The sequence below is a fragment of the Candidatus Didemnitutus sp. genome (assembly GCA_019634575.1).
Lineage (GTDB): Bacteria > Verrucomicrobiota > Verrucomicrobiia > Opitutales > Opitutaceae > Didemnitutus.
The window spans coordinates 262437-278683 of record JAHCAY010000004.1 but is presented as its reverse complement, the minus strand read 5'-3'; the positions used below and the strand labels follow the sequence as shown (position 1 = coordinate 278683).

The window sequence follows — 16247 nt, the reverse complement described above, 5'->3', positions numbered from 1 at the left end:
TGCGCCATACATCGACGGCTTGCCAGCCGAAGCCTTGGCGAAGGCTGGTGCGAGTGCCGGGAGTCGAACCCGGATCAATGGCTTCGGAGGCCACTACACTATCCATTGTGCTACACTCGCAAAAAACAACGCGCGCAGCTTTCGGCCGCGCGCGCGCGAGTTCAAGCCGCTTTTGTGCGGCGTCAGATGTGGATCGCCTCGTTATTCGTCGCGGCGGCGGCTTCTCCGAGCGCCTCGGAGAGCGTCGGGTGCGCGTGAATCGTGTGGTGGATCTCGTCGATCGTCGCTTCGAGATTCATCGCCAGGCCGTATTCGGCGATGAGCTCGGTGGCCTCGCTGCCGATGATGTGCACGCCGAGAATCTCGCCGGTCTTCGCGTCGCTGATGACCTTCACGAAACCTTCGGAGTCGCCCGACGCGACGGCCTTGCCGACGGCCGTGAACGGGAACTTGCCGATCTTGTAGGCGAGGCCCTTTTCCTTGCAGGCCTTCTCGGTCAGGCCCGTGCTCGCGACCTGCGGCTGGCAGTAGGTGCAGCCAGGGAACTTGTCGACTTGCTTGGGCTTGCTGTGGCCGAACATGCCGTTGACGGCGTTGACCGCGCGGAACGTCGCGACGTGCGCAAGCCACGGCGGACCTTGGATGTCGCCGGCGGCGTAGATGCCGGCGACGCTGGTCTGGTAATTGGCGTCGACCTTCACGAAACCACGATCGGTCTCGACCTTCACCTTGGCAGAGAACAAACCGTCGATCGCGGACACGATGCCGACGGCGACGAGCACGGTATCGACCTCGATCTCGGTCTTCGCGCCGTCCTTCACGAGGTCGAGCTTCACGCTCTTGTCGCCGACGCGGATATTTTCGCTCTTGGTGGCCGTGTGGACCGCGATGCCCTGCTTGGCGAAGCTTCGCTCGAGCGTCTTCGCGACCTCCTCGTCCTCGACGGGCAGAATCTGCGGGAGCATCTCGACGAGCGTTACCTTCGAGCCGAAGGCGTTGAAGAAATACGCGAACTCCACGCCGATGGCGCCGGCGCCGATAATCGCGATCGACTTAGGCAGCTCCTTCGCCGCGAGCGCCTCGCGGGAGGTCATCACGCGCGTGCCGTCGACCGGCAGGCCGGGCAGCGCACGCGGCTTCTGGCCGGTGGCGACGAGGATGTTTTTCGTGCGGAAGAATTTTCCTTTGTTTTCGCCGTCGACGATCTCGACCATGCCGGGCACGGTCACCTGGCCGCGGCCGATGAAGTAATCGACCTTGTTCTTGCGGAAGAGAAACTCGATGCCCTTGGCCATCTGCGCCGAGACGCCGCGCGAGCGCTCCACGACCTTGCGGAAATCAAACGACGCGCCCTGCACGCTCAAGCCGTAGCTCTCGGCCTTCTGGATCGTGCGGAACAGCTCGGCGCTCTTCAGCAGCGCCTTCGTCGGGATGCAGCCCCAGTTAAGGCAGGTGCCGCCGGCGCGCTCCATTTCGATGCACGCGACCTTCTTGCCGAGCTGACCGGCGCGAATCGCCGCCGCGTAACCGGCCGGACCGCCACCGATGACTACCAAGTCGTAGATTGCTTCTGACATAGGCGTAGATTTTGAGCGGCGAACGTCGCCCCCGCTCCCGGTAGCGTCAAATGCAATCTCCGCTGCCAGCGAAGGCGTAATTTCGCCGTCCCGTTCTCACTCGCTTGGACTCGGCCGCGACTCAGATATCGATCACGTCGTCGCGCTTCCCGTCTCCGCGCGGACCGCGCGACGCGGGCGGCGGCACTGCCGCGCGCTTCAGCATCTGCGTGAGGATCAGGTTCGTGACGCTCACCACGAGCGCGCCGAGCAGCGCCGAGCCGAAACCCGCGACGTGGAAGCCGTCGACGAGCTTGCCGACGAAGTAGAACAGCACCGCATTGATCAGCCACACGCCGACGCCGAGCGACAGCACGATGAACGGCAGCGTGAAGAGCACCATCAGCGGCTTCAGCACCGCGTTGAGGAAACTCAGCAGGATCACGACCACCGCGAGCGTCCCCGCCGTGTCGTAATGAATGCCGGGCACGAGCGTCGCGCTGAGCACGACGCCGAGCGCGAGCACCATCCACCGCACGAGCAGGTTGACGAACGGGTTGTTCATGGCCTGCATGACTCTAGCCCGATTCCTCGGGGAGCAATGAAAATCCTGATCGTCCAAGACTACCTGCGCAGCGGCGGCACCGAACGCCACGCCGTCTTCCTCGGCGCCGCGGCCGCCAAAGCCGGGCACGAGGTCACGCTGCTCACCTTCCGCCCGCGCGGTGCACTCGGGGACGATGCGGACAACCAGCCTTTCGCGTTCAAGTCGCTGCAACCCTTCGATCTTCACCTCGATTGGTTCGCGCCCGGCCTGCTCCGCGCCGCCACCGAGGCCGCGCCGGACCTCGTGCTTTGCATGGGACGCATGGCGAACTGCTACGCCGGCTTCATCCAAAAGCGCCTGCCGCATGCGGTGGTCGTCTGCACCATGCGCACGGGCAAGTCCCTTCCCTACCTGTTCCGGCGCTCGCTGCGCCGTTGCCGCCACGTCATCGCCAACAGCCACGTGGCCAAGCGCGTGCTGACCGACGACCACGACATCGCCTCGCACAAGATCACCGTCATCCATAATCCCGTGCTGCGCTCGCACGACGTCGACGGCGCGCGCAATCACGCCCTCCGCCGCTACTATGGCGCCAACCCGAGCACCGTCGTGATGCTCAACGTCGCGATGTTCCGCCCGGAGAAAAACCAGCGCGAACTGATCGAAATCTGCTCGAAACTCCCCGGTTACCTCGACTGGCAGCTCTGGCTCGCCGGCGACGGCGTGGAGCGCAAACGCTGCGAACGCCTCGCGCACGATCTCGGCCTCGGAGGCCGCGTGCGCTTCCTCGGTTACCAGCCCGAGCCCACACCGCTCTACCACGCCTCCGACCTCGCCGTGCTCGCCTCGCAAAGCGAATCGCTGTCGAACTTCCTCATCGAGTCGCAGCTCCACGGCCTGCCCGCCGTGGCCTACGACATCGTCGGTGTCGGCGAATGCTTCATTCCCGGCCAATCCGGCGTGCTGCTGAAAAACAAGGACCAGGCCGGCTTCGTCGACGCGCTCGACCGCCTCATCCGCGAGCCTGGCCTCCGTCGCCGCTACAGCGAGACCGCCCGCCGCCACGCCCGCGACGAGTTCACCGCCGAGCAACAGATCAGCGCCCACCTCAATCTGTTCACCCAGTTGGTGAAGGTTTAGGACAGTTCGTGTGGGCAGCGCGCTTGCGGCGCCGAGCGTCGTTTGTTAGGCGGATGGACCCGGGCCCGTTCATGGCACGAGGCGCGCGCAAGCGCGCTGCCCACGCCCGTCCATCCGCTCCTGACAACCCTATGTCAGCAATCCCGCACGCCCGCGCGCGGCGTGTTGCCTTTCCCGTCGGGCTGCTCATCCGTGAACCCAGTGCGTCCCACGTCCCCTGAATTCATCCGCCTGCGCGGCGTCCGCCAGAACAACCTCAAGGGCTTCGACCTCGACCTGCCCCTCGGCCGCTACATCGTCGTCACCGGCCTGAGCGGTGCGGGCAAGTCCTCGCTCGTGTTCGACACGCTCCACGCCGAGGGCCAGCGGCGCTACGTTGAGACGTTCTCCGCCTACACGCGCCAGTTCCTCGACCTGCTCGACAAGCCCAAGGTGGACTCCGTCGAGAACATCCGCCCGTCCATCGCCATCGAGCAGACCAACACGGTCAAGACGTCGCGCTCGACCGTCGGCACGATGACGGAGCTCACCGATTTCGCGAAGGTCTGGTTCAGCCACGTCGCCGAGTGCTTCGACCCGGCCACGGGCGAAAAGGTCGAGGACGACAACCCGCAGACCATCTGGGCGAAAACCTTCGCCGCCCATCCCGCCGCCACGCTCCTCATCGCCTTCAAGGTCGCTAAGCCCGAGAAGTTGCCGTGGTCGGAAATTCTCCCACCACTCAAGAACCAAGGCTACACACGCGTCCTCATTCCCAAAGGTAGCCCGCGACCTCCGGGCGCGGGTTCCGCCTCCACCGCCGAAGCCCTCGCCCTCGCCACCCTCGACGACCTGCTCGCGGCGAAGCCCGACACGGCGCTCAAGCACGCCACGCACCTCTTCGTCGTGCAGGACCGCCTGCGCATCGCGGCGGAGAACAAGCCGCGCTTCCTCGAGGCGACCGAGACCTCGCTGCACTTCGGCTCGGGCGAGGTGTTCCAGTTCACGCCCGAGCCCTTTGCCCGCGTCGGCCACTATTCGCGCGGCCTGCATTCGCCGAAGACCGGCCGCACCTTCCGGGCCGCCTCGCCTGCGCTGTTCTCGTTCAACTCTCCGCTCGGCGCCTGCCCGGTGTGCCGCGGCTTCGGTCGCGTCATCGACATCGACTACCGCCTCGCGATCCCCGACCACTCGCTCTCGATCGAACAGGGCGCCGTGAAACCCTGGGAGGGCGAGATCTACGGCGAATCGAAGAAGGACCTCCTCAAGTTCACCAGGAAACTCGGCATCCCGACCGACATTCCCTTCGCCGACCTCACGCCCGAGCAGAAGGCCTTCGTGATCGACGGCTCGCCCGGCTACGACGGCGAGACGAAGCACTGGCCCCAATATTGGTATGGGCTGAAGGGCTTCTTCCGTTACCTCGAGAAGACGACCTACAAGATGCACGTGCGCGTCTTCCTCTCGCGCTACCGGGCCTACAACCCCTGCTCCGCCTGCCGCGGCGCACGCCTCCAGCCCGAGGCACTCTGCTGGCAATGGCGCGGCTATACGCTCCCCGGGCTCTACCAACTCCCCGTCAGCGAACTCCTCGCGCTCATCCGCGAGCACGGCGCCCCCAAGCGCGACGGACGCGACGCTGCGGAGCGCCACCAGCGCGACCTCGCCTACGACTCCATCGTCACGCGCCTGCGCTACCTCGAGCAGGTCGGCCTCGGCTACCTCACGCTCGACCGCTCCTCGCGCACGCTCTCCGGCGGCGAGGTCGAGCGCGTCAATCTCACCTCCTGCCTCGGCACCTCGCTCGTCGACACGCTCTTCGTCCTCGACGAGCCCTCCGTCGGCCTGCACCCGCGCGACATCGACCGCCTCATCTGCATCATCCGCACGCTCACCGACGCGGGCAACACGGTCGTCGTCGTCGAGCACGACGAGGCGATGATCCGCGCCGCCGACCACGTGCTCGAGATCGGTCCCGAGCCCGGCGCGCGCGGTGGCGAAGTCGTCTTCCAGGGCGACGTCGCCGCACTCCTCCGTTCTCCGCGCAGCATCACCGGCCGCTACCTCTCCGGTCGCGAATCCGTCGATGTCCCCTCCCAACGCCGCCCCGTGGAGGGCGCGGCTACCGCCGCGCCGCGATCGCCGTCCAGCGCTCCGACGCGCTGGCTGCACTTCCACCGCGCCTCGAAACATAACATCAAGGACCTCTCGTTCCGCCTGCCGCTCCAGCGCCTCGTCTGCCTCTCCGGCGCATCCGGCTCGGGCAAGTCCACGCTGCTCGACAACGTCATCTACCAAGGCCTGCTCACGCAGCGAAACCAGATGACCGAGGACCCGGCGACGTTCGAACGCATCGAGCGCAGCGGCGCGTTCTCCGAAATTGTCCTCGTCGACCAGTCGCCGCTCTCGCGCACGCCGCGCTCCAACCCCGCCCTCTACAGCGAAGCCTGGGACCTGATCCGCGAGCTCTACGCCCAGACGCCCGCCGCCCAGGAAGCCGGCTTCAACGCCTCGAGCTTCTCCTTCAACAGCGGCGAGGGCCGCTGCGACCACTGCCAGGGCCTCGGCAGCGAGCGCGTCGAGATGCAGTTCCTCTCCGACGTCTTCGTCCCCTGCCCGATTTGCGAAGGCCGCCGCTTCAAGCCCGAGGTCCTCGCCATCCAGTGGAACGGCAAGTCCGTCGCCGACCTGCTCGCCACCACGATTACGGACGCGCTCGTTTTCTTCTCCGATTGTGGGAGCGAGCTTGCTCGCGACCGCTTCGCGGCCGCGTCCACCGCCACAATCCGCTCGCGTCTCGCCGCCCTCGACGCCGTCGGCCTCGGTTACCTTACCCTCGGCCAGCCGCTCAACACCCTCTCCGGCGGCGAATCGCAGCGCCTCAAGCTTGTCCGCTATCTGAGCGAATACGCCGGCGCCACTGGCGCGGCGACCGCTGGCGAAGGCGCCCTGCTCCTCCTCGACGAACCCACCACCGGCCTCCACCGCCACGACGTGAAGCGCCTGCTCTCCGTCCTCCAGCGCATCGTCGATCGCGGTCACAGCGTCGTCGTCATCGAGCACAATCTCGACGTCCTGAAATCCGCCGACTGGGTCCTGGAAGTCGGCCCCGAAGCCGGCGCTGGCGGCGGCCGCATCGTCGCCGAGGGCTCGCCCGAGCAGATCGCCTCCGCCGACACGGCAACCTCGCCGTTCCTCCGCGCCGCCCTCCGCGAGTGTAACCTATTAGGTTACAAACCCGACTCATCTCCCTCTGACGCCGACGCGACTTGTAACCTAATAGGTTACAATGCCACAGCGCTCCTCGCCGCCGAAGACGCCGCCACCTACGAAGCAATCGATCCAAAATCCGAAATCCAAAATCCAAAATCGTTGGAGCTCCTCGGCGCACGCGAGAACAACCTCAAGAACATCTCGCTTTCCATCCCCCATCGCGAGCTCTCCGTCGTCACCGGCGTCTCCGGCTCCGGCAAGTCGACCCTCGCGTTCGACATCATTTTCGCCGAGGGCCAGCGCCGCTTCATGGAGTCGATGTCGCCCTACGCGCGCCAGTTTGTCGAACAGCTGCCTCGGCCCGACATCGACCGCCTCACCGGCATCCCGCCGACCGTCGCGATCGAGCAGCGCGTCACCCGCGGTTCGCGCAAGTCCACCGTCGCCACGATCACCGAGGTCGCGCAATACCTCCGCCTGCTCTACGCGCGTCTCGGCATCCAGCACCATCCGGACACCGACCGGCCCGTCACACCACTCTCGCCGGCGCAGCTGCGCAGCCTCCTCGACAAGACTCTCGCCACGCCCGCCGCGCGCAAAGCCAAGCACCTTTACCTCTGCGCCCCGCTCATCCGCGGTCGCAAGGGCCACCACGAGCCGATCGCCAAGTGGATCGGCAAACAGGGCTACGAACTCATGCGCGCCGACGGCCGCCTGCTGCGCGTCGACACCTTCACCAAGCTCGACCGCTACAAGGAGCACGATATTGAAGTGGTGGTGGCCGATCTCAAGTCGGCCGACACCACTTCACCCGCCGTCGCCTCGGCGAAGGCGGGCCGCGCGCGACACGTCCAAGATGCGCTCACCACGGCCCTGAAGCTCGGCAAAGGCTCCTGCTTCCTCCTCACACCCGACGGCAAGGTCCTCTCGTGGTTCTCGACCACGCGCACGGACATCGAGTCCGGCGAATCATTCCCCGAACTCGACCCGAAGCACTTTTCCTTCAATTCGCCCAAGGGCTGGTGCCCCACCTGCCGCGGCCACGGCCGCATCTTCGACTGGATGCTCAAACCCGACGAGGACGAGGAAATGTCCGACGAAGTCGCCGACGCGCTCCGCCATTTCGACCCCGACGATCCGACCTCCGACGGGAAAGTCTGCCCCACCTGCCACGGCGAACGCCTCAACCGCATCGCCAGGGCCGTGAAGCTGCCGCTGAAAGGTAGCCCGCGATCTCCGAGCGCGGGTCGCTCCATCTCCCTCCCTGCGCTGCTTCGCCTCACGCCCGAGCAGCTCATCGCCACGCTGCGCAGCCTCCAGCTCGACACTCGCGGCAAACTCATCACGCAGGACATCGTGCCCCAGATCGAGGAACGCCTGCGTTTTCTCGCCCACGTCGGCCTCGACTATCTTGCGCTCGACCGGCCGACGGAGACGCTCTCCGGCGGCGAAGCCCAGCGCATCCGCCTCGCTGCCCAGCTCGGCTCCAACCTCACCGGCGTCCTCTACGTCCTCGACGAGCCCTCGATCGGCCTGCACGCCCGCGACAACGACCGCCTGATCGAGACGCTCCAGGCGCTCCGCACCAAGGGCAACACGCTCCTCGTCGTCGAGCACGACGACGTCCTCATGGAGCGCGCCGACCGCATCATCGACCTCGGCCCCGGCGCCGGCCTGCACGGCGGCAACGTCCTCGCCAACGGCACGCCGGACGAGATCAAGGCCAACGCCAGCTCGCTCACCGGCGTCTTCCTCGCCAAGGGCATCGCGCATCCGCTGCGCGGCGACTACCGCGCGCTGCCCGCCTCCGGCGCGAAGAACGCCTGGCTCGAACTCGACCACATCCGCTACCGCAACCTCGCCGACCAATCGCTCGCGCTACCGCTCGGCCGCCTCGTGATGGTCTGCGGCCCGAGCGGCGCGGGCAAATCCACGCTCTTCCGCGACGTGCTGCACCCCGCGGTCAGCGCGGCGATCAAAGCGGCGAAGGGCAAGCTCACCGGCAAGGAATTCGTGCGCGCGACCGGCTTCGAGCCCGACGGCGACCACGTGCCTTTCGCCGAGCTGCGCGGCGCCGCCGGTTTCAAGTCCGTCATCGAGGTAGATCAGTCGCCCATCGGCAAGACGCCGCGCTCCACGCCGGCGACCTACCTCGGCATCTTCGACCTCATCCGCCAGTTCTTCGCCTCGCTGCCCGAGTCGAAGGTCCGCGGCTACAACGCCAGCCGTTTCTCCTTCAACACCGCCGGCGGGCGCTGCGAAGCCTGCTCCGGCGCCGGCCGCATCAAGCTCGAGATGGCGTTCATGCCCGACTCGTATCAGCCCTGCGATTCGTGCCGCGGCACGCGCTTCGGGCCTGAACTCTCCGACCTGACCTGGAAGGGGAAAAACATCGGCCAGGTGCTCCAGATGTCCTTCGAGGAAGCGGCGGCGTTCTTCGATTTCCACGCGCAGCTCAAGGAAGTCTGCGAGCTCATGGTCGCGTGCGGCCTCGGCTACCTCACGCTCGGCCAGAGCAGTCCGACGCTCTCCGGCGGCGAGGCCCAGCGCCTCAAACTCGTGACCGAGCTGACGAAGGGCCTGCAGAGTTACACCGAGCGCTCGCGCGGCATCGCGATCAAGAACCTCTACCTCCTCGAGGAGCCGACCATCGGCCTGCACCTCAGCGACTGCGAAAAACTCATCCGCGTGCTGCACAACCTCGTCGAGCAGGGCCACACCGTCGTCGTGATCGAGCACCACCTCGACCTCCTCGCCGAGGCCGACTGGCTGATCGAACTCGGCCCCAGCGGCGGCCCGAACGGCGGCGAGATCCTCTACCAGGGCCCGCTGTCCGGCATCCAGAAGGTGAAACGCAGCCCCACCGCGCCCTACCTGCGCGAGAAGCTGAAGAAGTAGCTCAACCTCACTCGCGCGACGCGATCCAGGGGCGCTGGAGGACAAGCGCCCCGACCTGTGAGAGACGCACTCACACGCTTTGGTGGTAGGCGCCGTTGTCCCAACGGCCCTTTCACTTCACGCTACGCTCCAACGGCGCGCCGTTCACCGTCGCATCGCGCACGGTGAGATCGACGTTCTTGCCGACCACGAGTTTCGCGTCCGCCGCCTTCACGTCGATGTTCTCGAGGGTGAACCCCTCGATCGTGGCCGTGTCGTGCGTCAACAGCGTGCCGATGCTCCCGATCGTTCCGCGCACATTGCGCACGGTGACGTTCTTGATGTGCGAACGCGGCGGCGCCTCGCCGGCGAGATCGAAGAACTGCGACCAAGGCTGGACCTTCAGAATCCGCCCGCCGTTTGGCACGGCGACCTCGATGTCCTCGACGAGAATGTCCTCGTAACGCTGCGGCGTGTCCGGACGCAGTTTCAGGCTGAGCACGTTGTTCGGGCCGGTCAGCTTGCACCGGCGGACCGTCACGTTGCGCACGAGCGTGGCCTCGCTGCCGCACGTCACGAGGCCCGCGCCGTCCCCGAACGTGCAGTCCTCGATCAGGATGTTCTCCACCGGCGGGCTGTCCGCGTCCTGGTCGGCGTGAGGGCCCTTGGTGCCCTTGAGCGCGATGCAGTCGTCGCCCACCGAGATGCTCGTCCGGCGCACCACGACATCGCGGCAGCTGTCGAGGTCGATGCCATCCGTGCTCGGTCCGCGTATCGGGCCCGAATCGGGTGCCTTGATCGTCACGCCGTCGATGGTGACATCGCGGCAGCGATAGAGGTGCAAATTCCAGAATCCCGAGTCGCGGAACGTCAGCCCATCGATCCGCACGTCGCGGCACGAATCGAGGAACATCAGCCGCGGACGCTCCACCTCGAGGTTCGTGCACTTCGGATTCTCCTTCCGGCGCTGCCAGAACGCGGCCCAGAAGAGGATGCCGTTGCCATCGACCACACCCGCGCCGGTCACGCGCACGCCGGTGAGATTGGCCGCATTGAGCAACGCCACGCGCCACTCCTGGCGCCTGCCCTCGACGCGCGTCGGCGCACGCGGGTAATCCTCGATCCGGTTCGAGCCGAGCAGGGTCGCGCCCGCCGCAACGTGGAACTCCACGCCTTGGCGGAGGAACAGCGCGCCGCTGCGGAACGTGCCGCCGCTCACCACCACCCGCCCGCCACCGGCCGCGGCGGCCTCGTCGAGCGCCCGCTGGATCGCGGCGGTATCAAGCCCGGCGTCGTTCGGCATGGCGCCAAAGTCGGTCACGGCAAAGTCGCGCGCGGCAGCGGAAACCGAGGCGAGCAAAAACGCGGTTCCGGCGAGTTTCAGAAAAGCGTTATTCATGGCAGAGGTTTCCAGCCTTCGGCTTTGACGACCCAGGTGCCGTCCCGCGGGATGCCCGGGTGCTCCCCCGGCGCGCCATCCCAGCCGCCGAGCATGAGCGAAACGGCGGCGAGAAATGCGCCGTTCGCCGGCAGGTAGACCGCGATCTCGCGACGCCGCGCGCCGAGCGGCGCGTTGGCGGACAGCGCCTCGTCGCTGCGGACCGGCGCGTGGCCGTTGGGCAGGTAGACGTTGTTGGGCCCGTCGCGCAGCAGGACTTCCAGCGCGACCTCCGGCCGGCCGAGTCGCACGGCGGTCATCGCGATCATCGGGTAGTCCCAGCCCCAGATCTTGGTCTGCCAATCCCAGTGCTGCAGCACGGCATCGAGCGTGCGGTTCATGGTCGCGCGGTCGACCGCCGGGGTCTCGGGCATCAGGCCGAGCGCCATCAGCATTTCCGGATGATCGTGGCGGCTGGCGATGTTGTCCCAGGTGTCGGGCGTCGACTCGAGGGCGACATACTTGCCGTCCTTCACGGGCAGCGGCGAGAGCCGCGCGATGGCGTCGTCCCAGGATCGCTCCCGCGGCAGACCGCGGCGCTCGCGCCATTGCTGCGCCAGGCCGAGCGTCCAGCGCCAGTAGGCCAGTTCGAAGGTCGGATTCCGGCTCGTGGCCTGGTCGTAGATTTCCTGCACAATCCACAGCGGCGGACCGAGCACGTAGCGGTCGCGCTGCGCGTCGAGCCAGAGCATCGACGCCATGCAGTCGGCCGTTTCCTGCACGAGTTCGCCATAGCGCTCGAGCGTCGCGCGCGTCGGCGCGGCGCGGTAGAGCAGCTCGCAGAGGTAGACGAGGTGCGGCTGGTTCCAGACGATGAGCGGATTGCCGCCGGGGCTCTCGCGCAGGTCCGGTCCGACCATCTTCGCCCAACGCGCCCCGCGCAGGCCGCGGCTTTGCGCCAGTTCCCGCGCGACCGGGAGCTTCTGCCGATACCAGTCGACGTTGCGCGCCAGCAGCTCGGGATGGCCCCAGAGCGGAAAATGCGCGGCGTGCCACCAGAGCATCTCGGTGTGGTGCTTCCCATACCACGTGCTGCAGGTGAGCCCGCTTTCCTGCGGCGGCACGTCGCCGGCCATCTGCACCGCCATGAGGTATTGCGAGAGGACGATCCGGCGTTCGAGCTTCGGGGCGAGCGGATTGGTGCTGACCGCAAAGTCCGCCGCGGCGCTCTGCCGCCAGAATTCCGGCCAGTAGCCCTCCGCCCGGGCAAAGTCGGCCGCGACGTGCGCGCGTGGGGACGGGCCGAAGTTCACCGCCAGCTCCATCACACGGGCGCCGCGCTCGCCGTGCACACGGAACGTGTGCGGCTTTTCCGTCGGCTCGGCCGGCCGGCTGAGCGAGACCGCATACGCCAGGCCGCTCACGCGCCGGACGATCTGCTGCGGGGTCTTCAGCTCGGACACATGCGTCTCCGGATGCGTCCAGTCGAAGCCCGGCGTGTTTTTCACCTTCGGATCGTGGCCGCGGGGAAAGGCGAGCCGGACCGCGAGCTCGCCGGACGTGACGAGGTCGGACTCGATGCGCAGCGCCACCGTGTCCTCGTCGGGCAGGCACGCCGTGGTCACCGTCACCCGTCTTCCGCCGAGCGAAAACCGGCTGCGGATGACGCCGTGCCAGAGGTCGAGCGTCTGCTCGACGTCGCGCACGTCGGCGGGGATGAACGCCGTGCCGTCGGGCTTTCGCCAGTCGAGCGCGATCTGCCCGAGCGGGTGGTTGCGCGGATTGCGCCGCAGCCAGTCGCCGGCGGGCGAACTGCTGTTGGTCGGATAGCCGTGCACCGAGCCGTCGGGATGGGTGAAGTTTCGGTTCGCATCCGCGAGCTGGTAACCGGCCGGGTTCTCGTCCTGCACCCAGGCCCAGCGCGACAGTGTCTCCAGCGGGATGCCATTGCGGTGATACTCGGTCGGGAAAGTCTGCAGGCCCGTCGCGTCGACGGTGAAGGCGAAGCCGCCGTTGCCGACCGTCAGCGGCGAGTCGTAGTCGACCGTGCGCACGACCGGATTGTGGCGCGTGACGAGCGCTTCGCGGTCGATCGGCGCTGCAAAAACCGAACTGGAAGCCAAGACCCAGGCCGCAGTCGCAACGGGAAACTTCATCGCGCCAGAGCCAAGCTCGGCGCGATTTCCAAGTCAAAGCCCGCTCCGGTCGTCCCGTCCGAGTTTCGCGCGATGCCACCGGGTTCGCGCTCAGCCCACGCAGCGAAGGCGATCATGCCGGCATTGTCGCCGGTGTGCTGCGGACGCGCCCGGAAAAACGGCACGTGGCGATGCGCGGCGAGCTTTTCGATCTCCCCCTGCAACACCTTGTTGTTCGCCACGCCGCCGGAGAGGCCGACGCTGCGGAACGCGCCCTGGTCGAACGCCAGCTTCGCCTTCCGCACGAGCGCGTCCATCACGGCGTGCTGGTAGCTGGCGCAGAGGTCGGCTTTGCGGCGCTCGATTTCCTCAGGCGCCATTTTCTCGAGCGTATAGCGCAGACTGGTTTTCAGGCCGGAGAAGCTGAAATCGAGCGTGGCCTTCTGCGCGACCGCCTTGGGGAATTGGAACGCCTTCGCGTCGCCCGTGCGCGCGAGTTTTTCCACCTGCGGTCCACCAGGGTAGCCGAGACCGAGGAGCTTCGCGCCCTTGTCCAGCGCCTCACCCGCGGCGTCGTCCATCGTGGAGGCGATCAGCTTGATCCGGCGCTCTTCGTCGATGGCAAACAGCGCAGTATTGCCACCCGAGACGAGCAGGCCGAGATGCGGCAACAGGCGCGCGAACGCCGCATCGAATTCCGCCGGCGCCTGCTCGTGGAGCGCGATGAACGGCGAGAAGGCGTGCGCCCGGAGATGATTCACGCCGACGACCGGCACGCGCCAGGCGAGGCCGAGGCTCTTGGCGACGGTAACACCCATCGCGAGGCACGCCGCGAGGCCGGGACCTTGCGTGACAGCGATCTGGGTGACTTGCGGCGGCGCGACGACACCGAGCGCTCGCTGCACGAGTGGCGCGAAGTGCTGGAGGTGTTCGCGGCTGGCGAGGTCGGGAACAACGCCGCCGTAAGCCTCGTGCAGCGCGATCTGGCTGTGCACCCATTCGCCCACGAAGCCACGGGCCGGATCGAAAACCGCCACGGCCGTTTCGTCGCAGGAACTCTCGAGCGCGAAAATCATGGTCGATCTCGGCTGGTCACTTTTTCGGCGCCGTCGGCGACGGAGCCGCCGCCGGTCGCGCGACAAGCACACCGTGCAGGACCTCCTCGGCGGCGTTGCGCTGGGTGTCCTCGACGGGCGCGAAGCCGAAGCGCTCCTTGAACTCGGTCTCGCCGGCGAGGTCGTCGCGCGATTGCTGGATGCGGAGGCGCGCTTCGTCGTCAGCGGACATCTCGATCTCGACCTGCGGCTGGATGCCTTTCTCGTGAATGGTGATGCCGCTCGGGGTGTAGTAGCGCGCGGTCGTGAGCCGGATGCCTTCGCCGTTCTGCGTCTCGATGATGCTCTGCACGGAGCCCTTGCCGAAGGTCTTTTCGCCAACGATGACGGCGCGCTTGGTGTCTTTCAGGGCGCCGGAAACGATCTCCGCCGCGCTCGCGGTGCCGCCGTTCACCAGCACCGCGATCGGGTAGGTGCGGCGCGGGTGGTTGTCCTCGGCGCGAAACTCCTCGCGCGACTCCTTGGTGCGGCCCTGCGTGTAGGCGATGAGCTCGTTCTTGTCGAAAAACTGATCGCAGACGTCGACGGCGGCATCGACGAGGCCGCCGGGGTTGTTGCGCAAATCGAGGACGAGAGCGCGCAGGTCGTGTTTTTCGAGCTCCTTGAGCGCCGCCTCGAACTCCTCGCCGGTGCGTTCGCTGAATTGCGTGATTTGCGTGTAGCCGATGCCGTCGGTCGAGATCTGGGTGTTGCGCACGCTGCGGAGGCGGATGCGTTCGCGCTTCAGAACGTAGGTGACTTCGCGATCGATGCTCGGGCGGTAGAAAACCATTTTCACCTCGCTGCCCGGCTCACCGCGAATGAGACGGACGGCTTTCTCGGTGCTCGGATCGTCGATCGTGTGGCCGTCGATGCTCACGATGCGATCGCCGCGTCGGATGCCGGCGCGCTCGGCGGGCGTGTCGGCGATGGTGGTGATGACGACGATGTGGTTGTCGCGCTCCTCGACTTGGATGCCGACGCCGTTGAACTCATTGTTCAGCTCCTCCTCGGTCTGGCTGTAAGCCTCGGCGTCGAGGAATTCGGAGTGCGGGTCGAGCTCGCTCATCATGCCGCGCAGCGCGGCGCGCGTGAGGGCGGCGTAGTCGGCCTTTTTTTCGTCGACGTAGTATTGCTTCACGGTGTCGAGCACATCGCGGAAATAGCGGACGTTCCGGTCGCGCTCGCGATTCGGCCACCAGCTCGGCGCGCCGAACTGCCGCGCGGCGAAGTGCGCGAGGCCGAAGCCCAGCGCGACGGCGACAAGAATGGCGGAAAGCCTTTTGAGCATGGCCAAGCGAGTGCGGAAATGCCTTGGTTGGCAAATGGGTTCCTCTGTCGCGTTTCGCGAAGTCTTCCGCCTCGAACCACACGCCGCCACCGGCGTGTCTTTCGCGCGCTACATGGAGCTCGCGCTCTTTCACCCGACGGTAGGCTACTATACCTCGCCGACCCGGCGGCGCGTCGGCCGTGACAAAGGTGCGGATTTCTACACCGCCACGAGTTTCAGTCCGGTATTCGGCGAACTCGTCACCGACGCCGCCGTGGGATTGCTCGGCGGGAGGAATCCCGCCGACTACGAACTGGTCGAAGTCGGCGCGGAGCCCGGTGCCGGCGCGTTTCGCGACGTGGCGACGCCCTTCAAGGCCTATCGCACGATCTCGTATCCGCAACCCATCGAGATGCACGGACGCTGTGTCGTTTTTTCCAACGAGCTGTTCGATGCGCAGCCATTCCACCGCGTCGTCCGCCGCGGCGGCGTCTGGCGCGAACTCGGCGTGGCGCTCGAGGGCGACGAACTGCGCGAGGTCGAGCTGTCCGCTCTGACCGCCGAACTCGCCGCGGCAGCCGATCGGCTGCCGCGCGAGGCACCCGAGGGTTACCACATCGACCTGCCGCTGCGCACGGTGCCGTTGTTGCGCCACATGGTCGCGCAGCCATGGACGGGGCTTTTTCTGGCGTTCGACTACGGTCGCAGTTGGAACGTGCTGGCCGAAGAGCTCCCGCAAGGCAGCATCCGCACCTACTCGCACCAGGAGCAGGGCGACGACGTCCTCGACCGCCCCGGCGAAATCGACCTGACCGGACACATTTGCTGGGACTGGCTGGTCGACGAGCTGCAGCAGAACGGCTTCGGCGAGGCCTTGGTCGAATCGCAGGAAGCGTTTCTGACCAAGCGCGCCGCCCGCGCGATGCAGGCCATCGTCACATCCGAAGCGGGCCGTTTCAGCCGCCGCAAGAACGACCTGATGCACCTGCTCCACCCCGGCAACATGGGCCAGAAGTTTCAGGCACTCCACGCTTTGCGCGACTGAGGGGCGATTTGCG

Annotated in this window: 9 protein-coding genes and 1 tRNA gene; 3 read left to right on the top strand and 7 right to left on the bottom strand. The window is 66.8% G+C overall.

Translation table 11 applies throughout. The features are described from left to right. Positions 1-45 precede the first annotated feature (45 nt). The 3 genes from KF715_21135 to KF715_21125 form a co-directional block, all read right to left on the bottom strand. Positions 46-120, bottom strand: a tRNA-Arg gene (locus KF715_21135). A gap of 62 nt (positions 121-182) precedes the next feature. Beyond that, a complete protein-coding gene (gene lpdA / locus KF715_21130; protein ID MBX3739205.1) occupies positions 183-1577 on the bottom strand; it encodes a dihydrolipoyl dehydrogenase in 1395 nt (464 codons plus the stop codon). 121 nt (positions 1578-1698) lie between these two features. Continuing rightward, positions 1699-2121 carry a phage holin family protein gene (locus KF715_21125; protein MBX3739204.1) on the bottom strand — a complete coding sequence of 141 codons (423 nt, stop codon included), beginning with the start codon at positions 2119-2121 and terminating at the stop codon, positions 1699-1701. Between the two features lie 36 nt (positions 2122-2157). Here KF715_21125 and KF715_21120 point away from each other — a divergent pair, with 36 nt between their 5' ends. Then, on the top strand, positions 2158-3243 hold the full coding sequence (locus KF715_21120) for a glycosyltransferase (protein MBX3739203.1): 1086 nt from the start codon (positions 2158-2160) through the stop codon (positions 3241-3243). Positions 3244-3363: 120 nt separating this feature from the next. Then, on the top strand, positions 3364-9333 hold the full coding sequence (gene uvrA, locus KF715_21115; protein MBX3739202.1) for an excinuclease ABC subunit UvrA: 5970 nt from the start codon (positions 3364-3366) through the stop codon (positions 9331-9333). A gap of 112 nt (positions 9334-9445) precedes the next feature. On the opposite strand, the gene KF715_21110 is transcribed toward uvrA, so the two are convergent. Genes KF715_21110 through KF715_21095 form a run of 4 tightly spaced genes read right to left on the bottom strand, consistent with a single transcriptional unit; the run spans position 9446 to position 15210 of the window. Further along, a complete protein-coding gene (locus KF715_21110) occupies positions 9446-10711 on the bottom strand; it encodes a hypothetical protein (GenBank protein ID MBX3739201.1) in 1266 nt (421 codons plus the stop codon). Continuing rightward, positions 10708-12846, bottom strand: a complete 2139-nt coding sequence (locus tag KF715_21105; GenBank protein MBX3739200.1) for a hypothetical protein — start codon at positions 12844-12846, stop codon at positions 10708-10710. Before KF715_21105 ends, KF715_21110 begins: the two co-directional genes overlap by 4 nt. Beyond that, the gene (gene tsaD, locus KF715_21100) at positions 12843-13901 is read right to left on the bottom strand and encodes a tRNA (adenosine(37)-N6)-threonylcarbamoyltransferase complex transferase subunit TsaD (protein MBX3739199.1); all 1059 of its coding nucleotides are present in this window, start codon (positions 13899-13901) and stop codon (positions 12843-12845) included. The genes KF715_21105 and tsaD overlap by 4 nt, the downstream gene beginning before the upstream one ends. Positions 13902-13917: 16 nt before the next feature. After that, on the bottom strand, positions 13918-15210 hold the full coding sequence (locus KF715_21095) for a S41 family peptidase (GenBank protein MBX3739198.1): 1293 nt from the start codon (positions 15208-15210) through the stop codon (positions 13918-13920). A 34-nt stretch (positions 15211-15244) separates the two neighbouring features. Between KF715_21095 and KF715_21090 the strand changes: the two genes are divergently transcribed. Beyond that, positions 15245-16234: an SAM-dependent methyltransferase gene (locus KF715_21090; GenBank protein ID MBX3739197.1), complete on the top strand. Its 990-nt coding sequence runs from the start codon at positions 15245-15247 to the stop codon at positions 16232-16234. Positions 16235-16247 lie beyond the last annotated feature (13 nt).

Excerpts from the sequence above, each read along its gene's own strand:
- tsaD (MBX3739199.1), bottom strand. The coding sequence starts at position 13,901 with ATGATTTTCGCGCTCGAGAGTTCCTGCGACGAAACGGCCGTGGCGGTT.
- KF715_21120 (MBX3739203.1), top strand. The coding sequence starts at position 2,158 with ATGAAAATCCTGATCGTCCAAGACTACCTGCGCAGCGGCGGCACCGAA.
- KF715_21095 (MBX3739198.1), bottom strand. The coding sequence starts at position 15,210 with ATGCTCAAAAGGCTTTCCGCCATTCTTGTCGCCGTCGCGCTGGGCTTC.
- lpdA (MBX3739205.1), bottom strand. The coding sequence starts at position 1,577 with ATGTCAGAAGCAATCTACGACTTGGTAGTCATCGGTGGCGGTCCGGCC.
- KF715_21125 (MBX3739204.1), bottom strand. The coding sequence starts at position 2,121 with ATGAACAACCCGTTCGTCAACCTGCTCGTGCGGTGGATGGTGCTCGCG.
- KF715_21105 (MBX3739200.1), bottom strand. The coding sequence starts at position 12,846 with ATGAAGTTTCCCGTTGCGACTGCGGCCTGGGTCTTGGCTTCCAGTTCG.
- KF715_21110 (MBX3739201.1), bottom strand. The coding sequence starts at position 10,711 with ATGAATAACGCTTTTCTGAAACTCGCCGGAACCGCGTTTTTGCTCGCC.
- KF715_21090 (MBX3739197.1), top strand. The coding sequence starts at position 15,245 with ATGGGTTCCTCTGTCGCGTTTCGCGAAGTCTTCCGCCTCGAACCACAC.